Origin of the sequence: Pseudomonas sp. PDM05, from assembly GCF_014851685.1 — a bacterium.
In the GTDB taxonomy this organism is placed as follows: Bacteria; Pseudomonadota; Gammaproteobacteria; order Pseudomonadales; family Pseudomonadaceae; genus Aquipseudomonas.
Genome location: NZ_JACVAC010000003.1, coordinates 465,889 through 485,040 on the forward strand (window position 1 = coordinate 465,889; position 19,152 = coordinate 485,040).

Consider the following 19,152-nt stretch of genomic DNA (forward strand, 5'->3'; position numbering starts at 1 on the left):
CCACTCAGGGTTTTATCGCCAATCCCGTATCGTTCGTTGGTTCAACACGGCCGGTTCCAGCCGTGTTGAGCCAGCTCTTCATCGAGCACAGTGCAAATGCACTGGTGCTGCAATCGCCATTCGCCAGTGCTGTACGCAACTTGTCGATATCGGCCTTCATCATGTAGCGAACCCCGTCCTTGAAGCCATTGCTGGTGCCAAAGCCGCCCAGGGTCATCTCGTTCAGCGCCTCTTCCTTGCTCCATCCCTGCACCACCACGCGATACATCGCGGCCATCAGGCCGGTACGGTCGGAGCCGTGTTTGCAGTGCATCAGCACCGGGCCGTTGGCCTCGGCTTCCTTGATTGCTCTGAGTGCTGCCAGCACGTCGGAATCATCCACATGATTGGTGCGATAACTCAGTTGGACCTGACGGATGTCCGTCGCCTTCAGCCAGTTGCCATCCGACTCGGGCAGGAAGTTGATCACGGTGCCGATCTTGAGCTTTTGCAGGAGTGGCACGGCGCTGCTGTCCGGCAGAGCGCTGCGATACAGCGTCGGCGTCATCTGGTGCAGGTTGTATTGGCTGCCCACGGGCTGCGCCCACTCGGCTGAGCGTATGGAAGGGCTGTCATCGGCTTGGGCATAAACCGGAGCGAACAGTGCCGTAAGTGCCAGGCCGAGTGCTGGCAGCCAGCGATGCTTGAACATGGGTAACGTCACCGAATGGGCTGTGGGTAGATAGCGCGCAGATTGGTCTGCGGGGGGTCAATGGGGCGTGAGGCGCCCGTCAAAAAAGCGTGAATCCTCAGTCTTTAGTCGCTGAAACGATTCTGTTGATGGTTAGGCTGCTATCATTTGTAACTATTGATTGCCGCTGTGTTCTATCCAACACGCTGCCCGCACACCCCAAGCCGCTCCCAAGAAGCGGCTGTCGAACCCGTGACCACATGATGAGGTGCACCCATGTCTGATCAAGATCAAGACAACCCCCGGCGTGACTTTTTGCGCAAATCCTTGACCTTGATCCCGGTGGTCACGGTTGCCAGTACCGGCCTTGGCGGTTCGATGTTGATGGCTACGCCCGAGCCGGCACAGGCCAGCCCGGCTAAGGCGCCGGTCAACGAAAAGACCTACGAGCCAAGCTACTTCACTGCCGAAGAGTGGGCGTTTATCAACGCCGCCGTCGCGCAGTTGATTCCTACCGATGCCCAGGGCCCAGGCGCCGTGGAAGCCGGTGTGCCGGAATACATCGACCGTCAGATGAACACGCCTTACGCCAGTGGTGCGTTGTGGTTCATGCAGGGCCCGTTCAATGCCGACGCGCCGCCTGAGATGGGCTGGCAGAGCAAACTGGTGCCCAAGGACATCTATCGCCTGGGCATCGCCGCGACGGATGCATGGTCGAAAGCGTTCAACGGCAAAGTGTTTGCTGCGCAAGACAGCGCTACCCGAGACGATATGCTGCGTCGCCTGGAGGCTGGGGGCAGTGAGGTGACCGCGCATTTCGACGCGGTGCCGCCGAAGATTTTCTTCAACCTGCTGCTGCAAAACACCAAGGAAGGCTTCTTCTGCGACCCGATCCACGGTGGCAACAAAGGCATGGTCGGCTGGACCATGATCGGCTTCCCCGGCGCTCGCGCCGACTTCATGGACTGGGTTGAACGCAACGAGCAATACCCCTTCCCGGCAGTTTCCATCCGCGGCGAGAGGGCATAAACGTGGCGACCATCATGAAGAAAGTAGACGCTGTGATCGTAGGCTTCGGCTGGACCGGCGCGATCATGGCCAAGGAGCTGACTGAAGCGGGCCTCAACGTGGTAGCGCTGGAGCGCGGCCCGATGCAGGACACGTACCCGGATGGCAACTATCCGCAGGTCATCGACGAACTGACCTACAGCGTGCGTAAAAAACTCTTCCAGGACATCTCCAAAGAGACGGTGACCATTCGCCATAGCGTGAATGATGTGGCCCTGCCCAACCGCCAATTGGGTGCGTTCCTGCCGGGCAATGGCGTTGGCGGTGCGGGCCTGCACTGGTCGGGCGTGCATTTTCGGGTCGACCCGATCGAGCTGCGCATGCGCAGCCATTACGAAGAGCGTTACGGCAAAAACTTCATCCCCAAGGACATGACCATCCAGGATTTCGGCGTCAGCTATGAAGAGCTGGAGCCGTTTTTCGACTACGCGGAAAAAGTCTTCGGCACCTCCGGCCAGGCCTGGACCGTCAAAGGCCAGTTGGTCGGTGAAGGCCGTGGCGGCAACCCGTATGCGCCGGATCGCTCCAACCCGTTCCCGTTGGAGGCGCAGAAAAACACCGTCTCCGCACAGCTGTTTCAGAAAGCGGCTAGCGATGTGGGTTACAAACCCTACAACCTGCCGTCGGCCAACACCTCGGGGCCCTACACCAACCCCTACGGTGCGCAGATGGGCCCATGCAACTTCTGCGGGTTTTGCAGCGGCTACGTTTGCTACATGTACTCCAAGGCTTCGCCGAACGTGAACATCCTGCCGGCGCTGCGCCAGGTGCCGAACTTCGAGCTGCGGCCCAATTCCCACGTGCTCAAGGTCAATCTCGACAGCACCAAGAGCAAGGCCACCGGCGTGACGTATGTCGACGCCCAGGGCCGGGAAATCGAGCAGCCGGCGGACCTGGTGATCCTCGGCGCGTTCCAGTTCCACAACGTGCGGTTGATGCTGCTGTCGGGTATCGGAAAACCCTACGACCCGATTACCACTGAGGGGGTGGTGGGCCGGAACTTTGCCTACCAGAACATGGCCACCATCAAGGCGTTCTTCGACAAGGACACCCACACCAACAACTTCATCGGTGCGGGCGGCAATGGCGTGGCGATGGATGATTTCAACGCCGACAACTTCGACCATGGTCCCCATGGCTTCGTTGGCGGCTCGCCGATGTGGGTCAACCAGGCTGGCAGTCGGCCGATTGCCGGTACGTCCAACCCGCCGGGCACCCCGGCCTGGGGCAGTGCGTGGAAACGTGCCACCGCCGATTACTACACCCACCAGGTGTCGATGGATGCCCACGGTGCCCATCAATCCTACCGGGGCAACTACCTGGATCTAGACCCGGTTTACCGCGATGCCTACGGCCTGCCGTTGCTGCGGATGACGTTCGACTGGCAGGAAAACGACATCAAGATGAACCGCTTCATGGTCGAGAAAATGGGCAAGGTTGCCGAGGCGATGAACCCCAAGGCGATTGCCGTGCTCGGCAAAAAGGTCGGTGAGCATTTCAACACCGCGTCGTACCAGACCACCCACCTCAACGGTGGCGCGATCATGGGCACCGACCCGAAGACCAGTGCGTTGAACCGCTACCTGCAATGCTGGGATGTACACAACGTGTTTGTCCCGGGCGCTTCCGCTTTCCCACAGGGCTTGGGTTACAACCCTACCGGCCTGGTGGCGGCGTTGACCTACTGGTCGGCCCGCGCGATCCGCGAGCAGTACCTGAAAAACCCCGGCCCACTGGTTCAGGCATAAGGAGCGATGACCATGAAAGCACTTGTTATCGCGACGTTTGCACTGTTCGGCAGCTGCTCGGTGAGCGCCGCTGAAACCGACCTGGTCAAGCAGGGTGAATACCTGGCCCGCGCCGGTGACTGCGTGGCTTGCCACACCGCCAAGGGCGGCAAGCCGTTCGCTGGTGGCCTGCCGATGGAAACGCCGATTGGCGTGATCTATTCCACCAACATCACCCCGGACAAGACCGGCCTGGGCGACTACAGCTTCGAGGATTTCGACAAGGCCGTGCGCCATGGCGTCGCCAAGAGCGGTAGTACGCTTTACCCGGCGATGCCCTACCCGTCTTACGCGCGCGTCAGCGACAGCGATATGCAGGCGCTGTATGCGTACTTCATGAAAGGGGTGGAGCCGGTCGCTCAGGAGAACAAGGCGAGTGATATTCCCTGGCCGCTGAGCATGCGCTGGCCGCTGTCCGCGTGGCGTTGGATGTTCGCGCCGGAGGTTGCCGAGCCGCAGCCAACTGCGCAGGCCGACCCGGTGATCAGCCGTGGCGCCTATCTGGTGGAAGGCCTCGGCCACTGCGGCGCATGCCATACGCCACGGGCTCTGACCATGCAGGAAAAAGCCCTGAGTGCCACTGATGGCAGTGCATTCCTGTCCGGCAGTGCGCCGCTGGAAGGCTGGGTCGCGAAGAACCTGCGTGGCGATCACAAGGACGGCCTCGGCGGCTGGAGCGAGGAGCAACTGGTGCAATTTCTCAAGACCGGCCGCAGTGACCGTAGCGCGGTGTTTGGTGGCATGAGTGATGTTGTCGTCCACAGCATGCAGTACATGTCGGAAAACGACCTGACCGCCATCGCCCGTTACCTCAAGAGCCTGCCGGCGGTGGACCCCAAGGATCAGCCGCATCAGTACGACAAGCAGGTCGCCGACGCTTTGTGGAAAGGCGATGACAGCCGGCGCGGCGCGGCGGTGTACATCGACAACTGCGCGGCCTGCCACCGTACCGACGGCCATGGCTACACGCGGGTGTTCCCGGCGCTGGCGGGCAACCCGGTGCTGCAGACGGCGGACGCTACCTCGTTGATCAACATCGTGTTGAACGGCGGCACCTTGCCCGCTACGCACACGGCGCCCTCCACCTTCACCATGCCTGCGTTCGCCTGGCGTCTGTCGGACCAGGAAGTGGCGGATGTAGTCAGTTTCATCCGTGGCAGCTGGGGCAATAAAGGCGAGCCAGTGAAAGCGGGCGACGTGGCGCACTTGCGCCAGAAGCACTGATCCTTCCCTGGCCGCCAAACGGCACTGGTCAGAACCCGCGCGCCTCGATACTGTATATAAAAACAGTATCGAGGCGTTTTCATGTCTACTGCGCTGCCACCCCGTGGCCGAGGTACGGCCACCAACCTGCACAACCGCTTTGCGCCGACCGTCAGCGTGGCCGAGGACGACGGCTGGTATCAGGAAGTGCCGCCGACCCAGGGCACCGAGGTGCGGATCGAGACGGCCAAGACCATCATCACCCGCAACAACTCGCCGGACCTGCCGTTCGACCGTTCGATCAACCCTTATCGCGGTTGCGAACACGGCTGCATTTACTGCTATGCGCGGCCCAGCCATGCGTATTGGGACATGTCACCGGGGCTGGATTTCGAGACCCGGCTGATCGCCAAGAGCAATGCCGCAGACGTGCTGGAACAGCAACTGTCGAAACCGGGCTATGTCTGCGCGCCGATCAACCTGGGCTCCAACACCGACCCGTACCAACCCATCGAGCGCGAATACCGGATCACCCGGCAAACCCTTGAAGTGCTGCTGCGCTACCGGCACCCGGTGACAATCATCACCAAGGGCTCGCTGATCCTGCGCGACCTCGACCTGTTGACCGAATTGGCCAGGCAGCGCCTGGTGGCCGTGATGATCAGCCTCACCAGCCTGGACGACGAGCTCAAGCGCATCCTGGAGCCGCGTACGGCGGCGCCCAAGGCGCGATTGCGGGCGATCCGCGTAATGCGCGAGGCAGGCATCCCGGTGGGCGTGCTGTGCTCGCCGATGATCCCGATGATCAACGACAGCGAACTGGAGAGCCTGCTTACCGAAGCCCACGCTGCCGGGGCACAAAGCGCAGCGTACATGATGCTGCGCCTGCCGCTGGAGGTGGCGCCGCTGTTCGAGGAGTGGCTGGCGGCCCATTACCCGCAGCGCGCCGCCCATGTGATGAGCCTGGTGCGCCAGGTACGCGGTGGCGAGGTATACGACAGCCGCTTCGGTGTACGCATGCGTGGCGAGGGGCCGTTTGCCGAATTGCTGGCCCAGCGCTTCAGCAAGGCCATCAAACGCCTGGGGCTCAACCGTCGGGAAGGATTCAACCTGGATTGCACGGCGTTCTGCCCGCCGGGCAGGCAGATGGCGTTGTTGTAGAATGCTGGGAAAGGTGTACTTTTTCTGTAGGAATAGTCTCACTTTGACATCACTGAAACCCGCGATCTAGAGCGGTTCATTCAGTTTGAGTTAAGTTTCGGCGGCTACCTTGTTCAGCGAGTGACTGATGAGTCGGCAGTCTGATTTGTGGCATTTGCAACAAATTGCATTGGCCTGGCGTCGAACTGGCTTGAACACTCCCCTGCATTAACCAAGAGGATGAATCATGAGTGATAAGGATAAACAGCCGTTGGCTGCGTCGGCTTCAGCCCCTGAGGTGGCGGAATCCGCCGATGCAGCGCTAAAGCATATCGTTGACGGCTTTTTGCATTTCCATCACGACGTCTTCCCCCAGCAGGAAGAACTCTTCAAGAAACTCGCCACGGCCCAGAGCCCACGGGCGATGTTTATTACCTGCGCCGATTCGCGCATCGTCCCCGAGCTGATTACCCAGAGCTCACCGGGCGACCTGTTCGTGACCCGTAACGTCGGCAACGTGGTGCCGCCCTACGGCCAGATGAACGGGGGTGTTTCCACTGCCATCGAGTACGCCGTACTCGCCCTGGGCGTCCAGCACATCATTGTCTGCGGGCACTCCGATTGCGGTGCGATGCGTGCGGTGCTCAACCCCGACAGCCTGGAAAAAATGCCGACGGTGAAGGCCTGGTTGCGGCATGCCGAGGTCGCCAAGACCATGGTCCATGACAACTGCGACTGCGCCAACGAAGGCGAGAGCATGAAGGTGCTGACCGAAGAAAACGTCATCGCCCAGCTACAACATTTGCGCACCCACCCCTCCGTGGCTTCGCGCATGGCCAATGGTCATTTGTTTATCCATGGTTGGATCTACAACATCGAGACCAGCGAAATCCGCGCCTACGATGCCGATCAGTCCACGTTCAGACCGCTGAACGGCGAAGGGCCGATTCCTTGCGCGACGCCTAAAGCGCGCTTCTAAAACACTTCCCTGCCGGGTGATGCGGTGGCTGCCATGGATGCAGCCAGGCATTACCGCGCCCGGCGAATGCCTCGGGAGAGTCATCATGCGTGCTGCTCAATTGAAAGCTGTATTGCCACGGGAGCTGCTCGCCTCGGTGGTTGTGTTTCTGGTCGCCCTGCCCCTGTGCATGGGCATCGCGATTGCTTCCGGGATGCCGCCGGCCAAGGGGTTGATCACCGGGATTATCGGTGGCCTGGTGGTCGGTTGGCTGGCTGGCTCGCCGCTACAGGTCAGCGGTCCGGCGGCGGGTCTGGCGGTGTTGGTGTTCGAGTTGGTGCGCCAACACGGAATGATGATGCTGGGGCCGATCCTGCTGCTGGCGGGCTTCCTGCAACTGGTGGCTGGGCGTTTGCGCCTGGGCTGCTGGTTCCGCGTGACGGCACCGGCGGTGGTGTACGGCATGCTGGCGGGGATTGGCGTGCTGATTGTGCTGTCGCAGATCCATGTGATGCTCGACGGCGCGCCCAAACCCTCCGGGCTGGATAACCTGGCAGGTTTCCCGGCTGCGGTGGCGCAAGCGATTCCGAGCCTGGGCTGGCAAGCCGGCTTGCTTGGCTTGTCGACGATGCTGGTGATGTACCTGTGGGACAAATTCCGCCCGCAATCCCTGCGGTTTGTGCCCGGCGCGCTGTTGGGTGTGGGGCTGACCACGCTTGTCAGCCTGTTGCTGGTGTTGCAGGTCAAGCGGGTGGAGGTCCCGGAAAACCTCGCCGATGCCATCGATTGGCTGCGCCCCAGCGACCTGCTGAACCTGGCTGATCCGCAGCTGTTGATCGCCGCCTTTGCCGTGGCGTTTATCGCCAGTGCCGAAACCCTGCTCTCCGCAGCGGCGGTGGACCGCATGCACAGCGGCCAGCGCTCGGATTTCGACAAGGAGTTGTCGGCTCAAGGTGTCGGCAACATGCTGTGTGGTCTGGTTGGCGCCCTGCCGATGACTGGTGTGATCGTGCGCAGTTCGGCCAACGTGCAGGCCGGCGCCACCACGCGCTTGTCGGCCATGTTCCATGGCCTGTGGCTGCTGGCCTTCGTGTTGTTGCTGTCGAGTGTGCTGCAAAGCATCCCGGTGGCGAGCCTGGCGGGCGTGCTGGTGTACACCGGGATCAAGTTGGTGGACATCAAGGCGTTCAAGGCCCTGGGGCGTTACGGGCGGATGCCGATGTTCACCTATGCGGCGACTGCGCTGGCGATCATCTTTACCGACCTGCTGACCGGTGTACTGGTGGGGTTCGGGCTGACGCTGGTCAAGCTGGCGCTCAAGGCCTCGCGTCTGAAAGTGAGCCTGATCGACTTGCCGCAGGACGGTGAGATGGAGCTGCGTTTGAGTGGCGCGGCGACGTTCCTGAAAGTGCCGGCGCTGACCCAGGTGCTGTCGGCGGTGCCGGCGGGGACGACCGTACATGTGCCGCTGAACAACCTGAGTTACATCGACCATTCCTGCCTGGAGTTGCTGGAGGAGTGGGGGCGGGCCAATGCGGCGAAGGGGTCGAAGCTGGTGATCGAGGCGCGTGGGTTGAAGCGGCGGTTGGAGGGGCGGGTCAGAACGACGACGGGGATAGGCTCCGCACCCGCAACAGGCTGACGAAACCGAATCAAAAATGTGGGAGCGGGCTTGCCCGCGAATACGGTGGATCAGTCAATTATTCAGCAACTGACACGCCGCATTCGCGGGCAAGCCCGCTCCCACATTTGATCGTTTGCGTAGCAGGAAATCAGGCCGGCTGGTCCAGCGCCAACTCAACCCCCAACTGCCGCGACAGGCACGGCCAGCGTTTCCACGCAGCTTCCGTGTCCGGGCTCTTGAGGGTTTCGCGGTAAGCCTCCACCGACTCCAGCGCAAAGCTTTCTTCGTTGAGCATCTCATCCACCGCCAAATGCACGGCCTCATCCAGGCTGTTGGCAAATTCTTCGCCAATCAGCTGGTGCGCAATCACGTTGGCCACCGTGGTGTCGGCCGGGATCAGCGGCTGGCCGAAATGCTTGATATACAGATCGTTGACTTCTTCCACCAGGCGGTGCGCCAGGTAGGCCTCATCCAGCAGGCCGTCGAGCCCCTCGTGCCCGGCGAGGATCGCCGGCGGTTGCAGGAAGAACTGTTCGGCGATCTTCAGCACCGGCTTGATCTGGCTTTCGATGCCAGCCTCGCGGGCCACGTCATTGGCGGCTTCGAGCAGGTCCGGGACGAGTTCGATGTAGGCTGTGACGAAGCGCGTCATGACAATGTTGCGATCACCGTCGGCCAGGGCGATGGCCGAGTGCAGACGCGGCAATTGGCTTGCCAGTTGTTGGGCCAACTGGCCCGTGCTGGCTTCGTGTTGATGGGCACGGGAAATCTGCTCGCGCAATGCGGCGGTGTTCATGAGGGCTCCAGTGAAACAGGTGTAGGAAAAGGGAGATGACAAGGTAGCTCGTTTATACGAGCGCCTCAGACGCATTTGTCATAATTATTTCACGGTTATGCACCTGCGTTATATCGAAACGCCATCGTTCGTCGGATAAACGATTCTGCTCCCGGTTTTATTGGCTCCGCCTGTCCGTTTTTGCTGATTTGCCCCTACACATTGCGGGGTTGCAGACCCTGTCTATACTCGGATTTGTACGCAATTAGCTGATGACGCCAGACTGCATAAGCAGGTGAGGCTAAGCGGTTGTAAGCAGTATGGAAGCCGCTCCCTTCGACGCAGGTGCAAACCGGCGGGATAACAAGAACGATAAGGGGAACCCGCAATGACGCGACATCCACATGTTTGGATGGGCCTTCTGTTGTGGTCGGTATTCGGTCAGGCGCACGCCGCCTGGACAACGAATATGGCGCCAGGGGCGACTGAAGTCAGCCACGCTGTGTTTGACCTGCACATGACCATTTTCTGGATCTGTGTGGTGATCGGCATCATCGTGTTTGGCGCGATGTTCTGGTCGATGATCCTGCACCGGCGCTCTACAGGCCAGGTGGCGGCCAAGTTCCACGAGAGCACGACCGTGGAAATCCTCTGGACCGTGGTGCCCTTGCTGATCCTGATCGCGATGGCCATCCCGGCGACCAAGACCCTGATCAATATCTACGACAGCACCGAGTCGGACATCGATATTCAGGTCACCGGCTACCAGTGGAAGTGGCATTACAAATACCTGGGCCAGGACGTGGAGTTCTTCAGCAACCTGGCCACTCCCGCCGAGCAGATCCACAACAAGGCGACCAAGGGCGAGCATTACCTGCTGGAAGTCGACCAGCCGCTGGTGCTGCCGGTGGGGGCGAAAGTTCGCTTCCTGGTGACCGCCGCCGACGTGATCCATTCCTGGTGGGTGCCGGCCTTCGCGGTCAAGCGCGACGCCATCCCCGGGTTCGTCAACGAGGCCTGGACCCGCATCGAGAAGCCCGGCATCTACCGTGGCCAGTGCGCCGAACTGTGCGGCAAGGACCACGGCTTCATGCCCATCGTGGTCGAGGTCAAATCCAGGGCCGACTACGACACTTGGCTCGGTGAGCGCAAGGAAGAGGCTGCCAAACTCAAGGAGCTGACCTCCAAAGAGTGGACCCTGCAAGAGCTGGTGGCCCGTGGCGACAAGGTCTACCACACCACCTGCGTGGCCTGTCACCAGGCCGAAGGCCAGGGCCTGCCGCCGATGTTCCCGGCGCTCAAGGGCTCGCCAATTGCCGTCGGGCCCAAGGAGGACCACCTGCATCGCGTCTATTTCGGCAAGCCCGGCACCGCCATGGCGGCGTTTGGCAAGCAGCTCTCGGAAGTGGACATCGCCGCCGTGGTCACCTACGAACGCAACGCCTGGGGCAACAACAAAGGCGACATGGTGACGCCCAAGGATGTGCTGGCTCTGAAACAGGCGGAAAGCAAATGACTTCCTTCATTGCATCTGCCCTGAACCACCCCGCCCACTCGTTTGCAGGAGAACGGCCATGAGCACTGTGATCGATGACCATGGTCACGCCGACCACGCCCACGGTCCCGCCAAGGGCCTGATGCGCTGGGTGCTGACCACCAACCACAAAGACATCGGCACCATGTACCTGTGGTTCGCCTTCACCATGTTTTTGCTCGGCGGCTCGTTCGCCATGGTGATCCGTGCCGAGTTGTTCCAGCCCGGCCTGCAGATCGTCGAGCCGGCGTTCTTCAACCAGATGACCACCATGCACGGCCTGATCATGGTGTTCGGCGCGGTGATGCCGGCGTTCGTCGGCCTGGCCAACTGGATGATCCCGCTGATGATCGGCGCGCCCGACATGGCCCTGCCGCGCATGAACAACTTCAGCTTCTGGCTGCTGCCGGCGGCGTTCCTGCTGCTGGTGTCCACCTTGTTCACCCCCGGCGGCGGGCCGAATTTCGGCTGGACCTTCTACGCCCCGCTCTCCACCACCTATGCGCCGGAAAGCGTGACGTTCTTCATCTTTGCCATCCACCTGATGGGCATCAGTTCGATCATGGGCGCGATCAACGTGGTCGCCACCATCCTCAACCTGCGTGCCCCGGGCATGACCTTGATGAAAATGCCGCTGTTCGTCTGGACCTGGCTGATCACCGCGTTCCTGCTGATTGCGGTGATGCCGGTGCTGGCCGGCTGCGTGACCATGATGCTGATGGACATCCACTTCGGCACCAGCTTCTTCAGTGCGGCCGGTGGCGGTGACCCGGTGCTGTTCCAGCATGTGTTCTGGTTCTTCGGCCACCCCGAGGTGTACATCATGATCCTGCCGGCCTTCGGTGCCGTCAGCTCGATCATCCCGACCTTTTCGCGCAAGCCGCTATTCGGCTACACCTCGATGGTCTACGCCACGGCAAGCATCGCGTTCCTGTCGTTTATCGTGTGGGCTCACCACATGTTCGTGGTCGGCATTCCGTTGGTGGGCGAACTGTTCTTCATGTACGCCACACTGCTGATCGCGGTGCCGACGGGGGTGAAGGTGTTCAACTGGGTCAGCACCATGTGGCAGGGCTCGCTGACGTTCGAGACGCCGATGCTGTTTGCCGTGGCCTTCGTGATCCTGTTCACCATCGGCGGTTTCTCCGGGCTGATGCTGGCGATCGCGCCGGCGGACTTCCAGTACCACGACACCTACTTCGTGGTGGCGCACTTCCATTACGTACTGGTACCCGGTGCGATCTTCGGCATCTTCGCTTCCGCCTACTACTGGCTGCCGAAATGGACCGGCCACATGTACGACGAAACCCTGGGCAAGCTGCACTTCTGGCTGTCTTTCGTGGGCATGAACATGGCGTTTTTCCCGATGCACTTCGTCGGGCTGGCCGGCATGCCGCGCCGGGTGCCGGACTACAACCTGCAGTTCGCCGACTTCAACATGGTCTCGTCGATCGGCGCGTTCATGTTTGGCGCCACGCAGATCTTCTTCCTGTTCATTGTGATCAAGTGCATCCGTGGCGGCCCGCCAGCGCCGGCCAAACCGTGGGATGGTGCCGAAGGCCTGGAGTGGAGCGTGCCCTCGCCCGCGCCGTACCACACCTTCACCACGCCGCCGGAGGTCAAATGAGCACTTCGGCCACCCAGCCACCGCAAATCCCCTGTGGGAGCGGGCTTGCTCGCGAAAGTGGTGTATCAGTCGCCACATGCAGTGCCTGGCACACCGCATTCGCGGGCAAGCCCGCTCCCACATTGATCGCGTTCACTTTGGGTGGTCGTTATGGCTGAGTCCGTACCGATCAGGCGGCTGGTGACGCGCCTGTTGATCCTGGTGGTCGCCATGTTCGCCTTCGGCTTCGCCCTGGTGCCGATCTACGACGTGATGTGCAAGGCGTTCGGCATCAACGGCAAGACCGCCGGGCAGTACGAGGGTGAGCAGGTAGTGGACCCCTCGCGGCAGGTGCGGGTGCAGTTCCTGTCGACCAATGCCATCGATATGGTCTGGGAGTTCCACGCCAAGGCGGATGAGGTGGTGGTCAACCCGGGCGCCGTCACCGAGATGCTGTTTGTCGCCTACAACCCCACTGACAAGGCGATGACCGCCCAGGCGGTGCCGAGCATTTCCCCGGCCGAAGCGGCGATGTATTTCCACAAGACCGAGTGTTTTTGCTTCACCCAGCAAGTGCTGCAACCCGGCCAGCGCATCGAAATGCCAGTACGTTTTATCGTCGATCGCGACATGCCCAAGGATGTGAAGCATTTGACCCTGGCGTACACGCTATTTGATATCACTGCGCGCCAACCGCCGGTGGCTGTCCACACCGGGGGCTAGCTACTGTTTGCCCCCTCAATCAGGAGAGCGAATACATGTCGACTCATGATACGTACTACGTACCAGCACAAAGCAAATGGCCGATAATTGCCACGTTTGGCATGTTGGTCACCGTGTACGGCCTGGGTGTGTGGTTCAACGATCTCAAGGCTGCACGCCCGGAATCCCACGGCCCGTGGATCTTTTTCGTCGGCGGTCTACTGCTGGCCTACATGCTGTTCGGCTGGTTCGGGGCGGTGATCAAGGAAAGCCGCGCCGGTTTGTACAGCCCGCAGATGGACCGCTCGTTCCGCTGGGGCATGACCTGGTTCATCTTTTCCGAAGTGATGTTCTTCATCGCGTTCTTCGGTGCGCTGTTTTATGTGCGGCACATGTCGGCGCCCTGGTTGGCGGGCGAAGGTTCAAAGGGCATTGCGCACATGCTGTGGCCGAATTTCGAGTTTGCCTGGCCGTTGCTCAACAACCCTGATCCAAAACTGCATCCCGCGCCCGAGGGCACGATCAGTCCGTGGGGGCTGCCGTTGGTCAACACCATCCTGCTGGTCAGCTCCAGTGTGACCATCACCATCGCCCACCACGCCCTGCGCAAGGGCCATCGCGGCGCGCTGAAAATCTGGCTGGCGCTGACCGTGTTGCTGGGCTGGGCGTTTCTGGGCTTCCAGGCCGAGGAATACATCCACGCCTACAAAGAACTGGGCCTCACGCTGGGCTCTGGGGTGTACGGCGCAACGTTCTTCATGCTCACAGGCTTTCATGGCGCCCACGTGACCATCGGGACGATCATTTTGTTTGTGATGCTGATGCGCATCCTCAAGGGGCACTTCAATGCCGAGCACCAGTTCGGTTTCGAGGCGGCCAGTTGGTATTGGCACTTTGTGGATGTGGTCTGGATCGGGTTGTTTTTCTTTGTCTATGTGCTGTGAGGCGAATTACCACGGCGCGTGAGAAACCAACTGGCCACTGAAGAAGCCCCAGGTGATCAGCGCCAGGGTGATCACGGCCAGCACCACACGCACGGTCAGGGCGGTGACGAGGCGATTGGAGTGGCCCTCGTCCTTGACCAGGAAGAACAGACCACTGAACAGGCTCACGACAGTCGCGATCAGCATCAGGGCAATGGCTGCTTTGAGCATGGTCGGGCTCCTGGGGTTCAAGGGGGAGGCGGGCAATGAAAACAAGTATAGCCAGCGCCAGGAAACGCTTTCATCCAGGGATCGCCCCCACGTTGGTGGTGCTGGTGCTGCTGCCGTTGATGGTGGGATTGGGGTTTTGGCAGCTGTCCCGTGGCCATGAAAAACAGCTGTTGGTGGACAGCTACGTCGAGCGGCGTGCGGCTGAGCCGATCAGCAGCGCGCAGCTGGTGGATATGGCTGATCCGGCTTTCCGCCGCGTGCGCCTGCGCGGCCAATTCGATGCCGAGCACAGCGTGCTGCTCGACAACCGCATGCGTGACGGCAAGGCCGGTGTCGAGCTGTTGCAACCTTTCCACGACAGGGCCAGTGGTCTATGGCTGTTGCTCAATCGTGGCTGGCTGCCCTGGCCGGACCGCCGTACCCCGCCCGCCTTCACCACCCCGGACCAGCCGGTGAACCTTGACGCCTGGGTGTATGTCGCCCCTGGCGAGACCTTCCAACTGCATGCCGACCCCGCGACCGCGCAATGGCCGCGTCTGCTCACCGCCCTGCACCCTGCCGTGTTGTGGGCCGAGTTGGGTCGCAGCGGCTTTGCCTACGAACTGCGTGCAGAAGCCGGCCCTGGTACGTACGACACCTCTTGGGCCGTAGTCGCCATGGGCCCGGAAAAACACCTCGGCTACGCCGTGCAGTGGTTCGCCATGGCGTGCGCACTGCTGGCGCTTTACCTCTATCTCGGCTGGCACAACACAAAGGAGAAGTCCCATGGGAGCGGCCATGAATCCACCAGACATGTCTGAGGCACCGGACCGCCGCAAAGGCCGCTGGCAACTGATCCTGATCTTGATGATGGTGATCGGCCCGATGGCGCTGGCCACTTTCATGTACAAGCTGCAGTTCTGGGTGCCGGACAGTCGCAGCTATCACGGCGAGATGATCGGCAACGGCCAGACTCGCGCCGACATCGGCGTGCAGGCCGATGAACAGCGCTGGCAACTGCTGGTCACCGCCCCCGCTGCCTGCGCTGCTGATTGCCAGCAACTGGTGTACCTGGCGCGCCAGCTGCAAATCAGCCTGGGGCGTGATGCGTCCCGTGCCAGCCATGCCTTGGCCAGTGCGCAACCGGTGAGTGTCGACTACGAAGCCAAGCTGAAAGCCGAATACCCGCAGCTGCAACGCTACCCGCTGGACCTGTCGACCTTTACCAAAGGCGCCGCCGCGCCGGGTGATGCGCAGCTATGGATTGTCGATCCCCACGGCAACCTGGTGTTGCGTTACGACGCCACGGTCAAGGGCAAGGACTTGCTCAACGACCTGCGCCACCTGTTGAAACTGTCGAATATCGGATAAGGGCATCGTCATGGCCAAACCAGGATTTCGCCTCGCGTTGTTTGCCACCCTGCTGGCGCTGATTGTCGTGCTGCTGGGCGCATATACCCGCCTGACCCACGCCGGGCTCGGTTGCCCGGATTGGCCGGGTTGCTACGGTTTTATCAGCGTGCCGCAAAGCGAAACCCAGCTGGCCCATGCCGAGTTGCACTTTCCCGACACGCCGGTCGAGGCGGACAAAGGCTGGAGCGAGATGATCCATCGCTACTTCGCCGGCACCCTGGGGCTGTTGATCGTGGTGTTGGCGGCGCGCTCGTGGAGCCACCGGCGCGATCCGGGCCAGCCGGTGAAACTGCCGCTGTTCCTGCTGGCGGTGGTGTTCGCCCAGGCGGCGTTTGGCATGTGGACGGTCACGTTGAAGCTGTGGCCGCAGGTGGTCACGGGGCATCTGTTGGGTGGGTTTGCCACGTTGAGCCTGTTGTTTCTGCTGACGCTGCGTTTGTCCGGGGTGTTGCCCGCGCTGATCGTGCCCAAGCGCCTGCAATATTGGGCGACGGCCGGGTTGGTGCTGGTGATCGGCCAGATTGCCCTGGGCGGCTGGGTCAGTTCCAACTATGCCGCAGTGGCCTGTATCGATCTGCCGACCTGTCATGGCCAGTGGTGGCCGGCGGCGGATTTTGCCAACGGCTTTCATCTTACCCAGCACATTGGGCCCAACTACCTGGGTGGGCAGTTGGATAGCGAGGCGCGCACGGCGATTCATCTGACTCACCGCATCGGCGCGGTCGTGGTCACCCTGGTGCTGCTGGGCCTGGCCTGGCAACTGCGTGCGGTGGGCATGAGCCGTCTGGCGGGCCTGCTGCTGAGCGCCCTGGGCGCACAAATCTGCCTGGGCCTGAGCAACGTATATTTCCATCTGCCGCTGCCGGTCGCGGTGGCCCATAACGCGGGCGGTGCCGCGCTGTTGCTGAGCCTGGTGCTGGTCAATTATCACGCGCGCACCAGCCTGGTCCGCGTGCGCAACCAGTTGCCGTTCGGCTGGCGTTTCATCCCGCGCAAACATGTCTCGGGCCTCATCACCCTTAAAGGAGAGATGCCATGGCGACCTTGATCGGCGCGCACCGCGGGCGGGCAATCTGGCGTGACTACCTGGAGCTGACCAAGCCGAAAGTGGTGGTGCTGATGCTCATCACCTCGCTGGTGGGGATGTTCCTTGCGACCCGCGCCGGGGTGCCGTGGACGGTGCTGGTATTCGGCAACCTGGGGATCGCCCTGTGTGCGGGCGGTGCGGCGGCGGTCAACCATGTGGTGGACCGGCGTATCGATGCCGTGATGGCGCGCACCCATAAACGGCCGCTGGCAGAGGGGCGTGTGTCGCCCTTGGCGGCGCTGGCCTTTGCATTGTTGCTGGCGGTGGCCGGGTTGGCGCTGTTGCTGGCGTTCACCAACCCACTGGCCGCGTGGCTGACGCTGGCTTCGCTGTTGGGCTACGCCGTGATCTACACCGGTTTTCTCAAGCGTGCGACGCCGCAGAACATTGTGATCGGCGGTCTCGCGGGGGCGGCGCCGCCGTTGCTGGGCTGGGTGGCTGTCACCGGGCATGTCAGCGCCGAGCCGTTGTTGCTGGTGCTGATCATCTTCGCCTGGACCCCGCCGCACTTCTGGGCCCTGGCTATCCATCGCAAGGAGGAGTACGCCAAGGCCGACATTCCCATGCTGCCGGTCACTCACGGCGAGCACTACACCAAGGTGCATATCCTGCTCTACACCTTCGCCCTGCTGGCGGTGAGCCTGATGCCCTACGTCATCCATATGAGCGGCCTGCTGTACCTCGCCTGCGCGCTGGTATTGGGTGGGCGCTTTCTGCATTGGGCCCTGGTGTTGTACCGTGGCGGTCGGCCGCACGCGGCGATCAACACCTTCAAGTACTCTATCTGGTACTTGCTGCTGCTGTTTATCGCCTTGCTCCTAGACCACTACCTATTGTTGAACCTATGACCCGAACTCAAAAAACCGTCTTTATCCTGGTGGCCATCGTCGCGTTGATCATGGGCCTGACCGTTAATAAAGTGCTCAACGGCAAAGGCCAGGGCGACCCTACTGCGCTGATCGATGCTGGCATCATCCTGCTGCCCCAGAGCCGCCAACTGCCGGCGGTGAGCATGACAAACCAGGACGGCCAGCCTGTATCGGTCAATGAGTTGAAGGGCAAGTGGAGCCTGCTGTTCTTCGGTTACACCTTCTGCCCGGACATCTGCCCGACCACCCTGGCCCAACTGCGCCAGATCAAGAGTGAGCTGCCCAAGGAGGCGGTGGACAAGTTGCAGGTGATCCTGGTCAGCGTTGACCCGCACCGCGACACGCCGACCCAGCTCAAGCAATACCTGGGCTACTTCGACCCGCAGTTTGTCGGCCTGACCGGCGCGAATGTGGAGGAGGTGCAGAAGGTGTCGAATGCGGTGAGCATCCCGTTCATTCCGGCGGACACCAGCAAGCCGAACTACACGGTGGATCACAGCGGCAACCTGGCGCTGATCGGGCCGGATGGGATGCAGCGTGGGTTTATCCGGGCACCGTTGAATAACCAGAAGCTGGTGGTGCAGTTGCCGGTGTTGTTGCAGCGCAACTAAGTCGTACGCAGATCTGGCTAGCAATACATAGCAAATGTGGGAGCGGGCTTGCTCGCGAATGCAGTGGGTCAGTCAATATCGTCATCGACTGCTACACCGCATTCGCGAGCAAGCCCGCTCCCACATTTGTTTGATCTCCGGTGTCTGGGAGATCGGGTTGGATCAGAACGCCGGCTTGATCGCGCCTTTGTACTTCTCTTCGATGAATTTCTTCACTTCAGGCGTGTGCAGTGCTGCGACCAGCTTCTTCACTGCATCCGAATCCTTGTTGTCTTCGCGGGTCACCAGGATGTTCACGTAAGGCGAGTCGCTGCCTTCGATGACCAGGGCGTCCTTGGACGGGTCCAGTTTGGCTTCCAGGGCGTAGTTGGTGTTGATCAGCGCCAGGTCGACCTGGGTCAGCACGCGCGGCAGGGTGGCGGCTTCCAGTTCGCGGAACTTCAGGTGTTTCGGGTTGGCGGTGATGTCCTTGATGGTCGACAGGATGTTGTTCGGCTCCTTCAAGGTGATCAGGTCGTGCTTGGCCAGCAGCAACAGCGCGCGGCCGCCGTTGGTGGCGTCGTTCGGGATTACCACGTTGGCGCCGTCAGGCAACTCGGCCAGGGTCTTGTACTTGCTGGAGTACGCGCCCAGGGGTTCCAGGTGCACGGCGCCGACGCTCACCAGGTGAGTGCCCTTGGTTTTGTTGAACTCGTCCAGGTACGGCTGGTGCTGGAAGAAGTTGGCGTCCAGGCGCTTTTCAGCCACCTGTACGTTGGGCTGCACGTAGTCGGTGAAGACCTTGACCTGCAAGTCCACGCCTTCTTTGGCCAGGGCAGGTTTCACGAATTCGAGGATTTGCGCGTGCGGCACCGGCGAGGCGGCGACCTTGATGGTCTCGGCGTGGGCGGAAAACGCGGCGACCGCAGCGAAAGCAACCAGTAGTTTTTTCATCCAGCAAGCTCCTTGTTCGGGCATCTGCCGACTGATAGT

At 61.4% G+C, this 19,152-nt stretch carries 19 protein-coding genes; 15 read left to right on the forward strand and 4 right to left on the reverse strand.

All coding sequences use genetic code 11. The annotated features are described in order from the left end of the window. Positions 1-4: 4 nt before the first annotated feature. Positions 5-691: a dual specificity protein phosphatase family protein gene (locus IB241_RS09680; RefSeq protein ID WP_192298176.1), complete on the reverse strand. Its 687-nt coding sequence runs from the start codon at positions 689-691 to the stop codon at positions 5-7. Positions 692-946: 255 nt separating this feature from the next. On the opposite strand from IB241_RS09680, the gene IB241_RS09685 reads away from it, so the two are divergent. The 6 genes from IB241_RS09685 (at position 947) to IB241_RS09710 (ending at position 8,468) form a co-directional block, all read left to right on the forward strand. Continuing rightward, entirely contained in the window at positions 947-1,699 is a 753-nt protein-coding gene (locus IB241_RS09685; RefSeq protein ID WP_192298177.1) for a gluconate 2-dehydrogenase subunit 3 family protein, read from the forward strand. 2 nt (positions 1,700-1,701) lie between these two features. Then, positions 1,702-3,486, forward strand: a complete 1,785-nt coding sequence (locus IB241_RS09690; protein ID WP_192298178.1) for a GMC family oxidoreductase — start codon at positions 1,702-1,704, stop codon at positions 3,484-3,486. A gap of 12 nt (positions 3,487-3,498) precedes the next feature. Then, a complete protein-coding gene (locus tag IB241_RS09695) occupies positions 3,499-4,749 on the forward strand; it encodes a cytochrome c (protein WP_192298179.1) in 1,251 nt (416 codons plus the stop codon). 81 nt (positions 4,750-4,830) lie between these two features. Beyond that, on the forward strand, positions 4,831-5,889 hold the full coding sequence (locus tag IB241_RS09700) for a PA0069 family radical SAM protein (RefSeq protein ID WP_192298180.1): 1,059 nt from the start codon (positions 4,831-4,833) through the stop codon (positions 5,887-5,889). A gap of 226 nt (positions 5,890-6,115) precedes the next feature. Beyond that, positions 6,116-6,847: a carbonic anhydrase gene (locus IB241_RS09705; protein ID WP_192298181.1), complete on the forward strand. Its 732-nt coding sequence runs from the start codon at positions 6,116-6,118 to the stop codon at positions 6,845-6,847. Positions 6,848-6,932: 85 nt separating this feature from the next. After that, positions 6,933-8,468: a SulP family inorganic anion transporter gene (locus IB241_RS09710; protein ID WP_192298182.1), complete on the forward strand. Its 1,536-nt coding sequence runs from the start codon at positions 6,933-6,935 to the stop codon at positions 8,466-8,468. Positions 8,469-8,598: 130 nt separating this feature from the next. Here the strand turns inward: IB241_RS09710 and IB241_RS09715 are convergent, their stop codons facing one another. Continuing rightward, a complete protein-coding gene (locus IB241_RS09715) occupies positions 8,599-9,246 on the reverse strand; it encodes a hypothetical protein (protein ID WP_192298183.1) in 648 nt (215 codons plus the stop codon). Between the two features lie 367 nt (positions 9,247-9,613). On the opposite strand from IB241_RS09715, the gene coxB reads away from it, so the two are divergent. The 4 genes from coxB (at position 9,614) to IB241_RS09735 (ending at position 14,011) form a co-directional block, all read left to right on the forward strand. Then, positions 9,614-10,741, forward strand: a complete 1,128-nt coding sequence (coxB, locus tag IB241_RS09720) for a cytochrome c oxidase subunit II (RefSeq protein ID WP_192298184.1) — start codon at positions 9,614-9,616, stop codon at positions 10,739-10,741. A gap of 58 nt (positions 10,742-10,799) precedes the next feature. Then, a complete protein-coding gene (ctaD, locus tag IB241_RS09725) occupies positions 10,800-12,386 on the forward strand; it encodes a cytochrome c oxidase subunit I (RefSeq protein ID WP_017734710.1) in 1,587 nt (528 codons plus the stop codon). A 150-nt stretch (positions 12,387-12,536) separates the two neighbouring features. Next, positions 12,537-13,088 carry a cytochrome c oxidase assembly protein gene (locus IB241_RS09730; protein WP_192298185.1) on the forward strand — a complete coding sequence of 184 codons (552 nt, stop codon included), beginning with the start codon at positions 12,537-12,539 and terminating at the stop codon, positions 13,086-13,088. Positions 13,089-13,123: 35 nt separating this feature from the next. After that, positions 13,124-14,011: a cytochrome c oxidase subunit 3 gene (locus IB241_RS09735; RefSeq protein ID WP_192298186.1), complete on the forward strand. Its 888-nt coding sequence runs from the start codon at positions 13,124-13,126 to the stop codon at positions 14,009-14,011. A 6-nt stretch (positions 14,012-14,017) separates the two neighbouring features. Here IB241_RS09735 and IB241_RS09740 read toward each other — a convergent pair whose 3' ends face one another. After that, positions 14,018-14,221 (reverse strand): twin transmembrane helix small protein, encoded by a 204-nt coding sequence (locus tag IB241_RS09740; RefSeq protein ID WP_017528731.1) that lies wholly within the window; start codon positions 14,219-14,221, stop codon positions 14,018-14,020. A 35-nt stretch (positions 14,222-14,256) separates the two neighbouring features. Here IB241_RS09740 and IB241_RS09745 point away from each other — a divergent pair, with 35 nt between their 5' ends. Genes IB241_RS09745 through IB241_RS09765 form a run of 5 tightly spaced genes read left to right on the forward strand, consistent with a single transcriptional unit; the run spans position 14,257 to position 18,180 of the window. Further along, positions 14,257-15,021 (forward strand): SURF1 family protein, encoded by a 765-nt coding sequence (locus tag IB241_RS09745; RefSeq protein WP_192298187.1) that lies wholly within the window; start codon positions 14,257-14,259, stop codon positions 15,019-15,021. Next, a complete protein-coding gene (locus IB241_RS09750; RefSeq protein WP_192298188.1) occupies positions 14,987-15,571 on the forward strand; it encodes a hypothetical protein in 585 nt (194 codons plus the stop codon). Before IB241_RS09745 ends, IB241_RS09750 begins: the two co-directional genes overlap by 35 nt. A 10-nt stretch (positions 15,572-15,581) precedes the next feature. Further along, positions 15,582-16,661, forward strand: a complete 1,080-nt coding sequence (locus IB241_RS09755) for a COX15/CtaA family protein (RefSeq protein WP_192298189.1) — start codon at positions 15,582-15,584, stop codon at positions 16,659-16,661. Beyond that, on the forward strand, positions 16,649-17,548 hold the full coding sequence (gene cyoE, locus IB241_RS09760; protein ID WP_192298190.1) for a heme o synthase: 900 nt from the start codon (positions 16,649-16,651) through the stop codon (positions 17,546-17,548). The genes IB241_RS09755 and cyoE overlap by 13 nt, the downstream gene beginning before the upstream one ends. Further along, on the forward strand, positions 17,545-18,180 hold the full coding sequence (locus tag IB241_RS09765; RefSeq protein ID WP_192298191.1) for an SCO family protein: 636 nt from the start codon (positions 17,545-17,547) through the stop codon (positions 18,178-18,180). Before cyoE ends, IB241_RS09765 begins: the two co-directional genes overlap by 4 nt. Before the next feature lie 162 nt (positions 18,181-18,342). On the opposite strand, the gene IB241_RS09770 is transcribed toward IB241_RS09765, so the two are convergent. Beyond that, positions 18,343-19,113: a MetQ/NlpA family ABC transporter substrate-binding protein gene (locus IB241_RS09770; protein WP_192298192.1), complete on the reverse strand. Its 771-nt coding sequence runs from the start codon at positions 19,111-19,113 to the stop codon at positions 18,343-18,345. Positions 19,114-19,152: the final 39 nt, after the last annotated feature.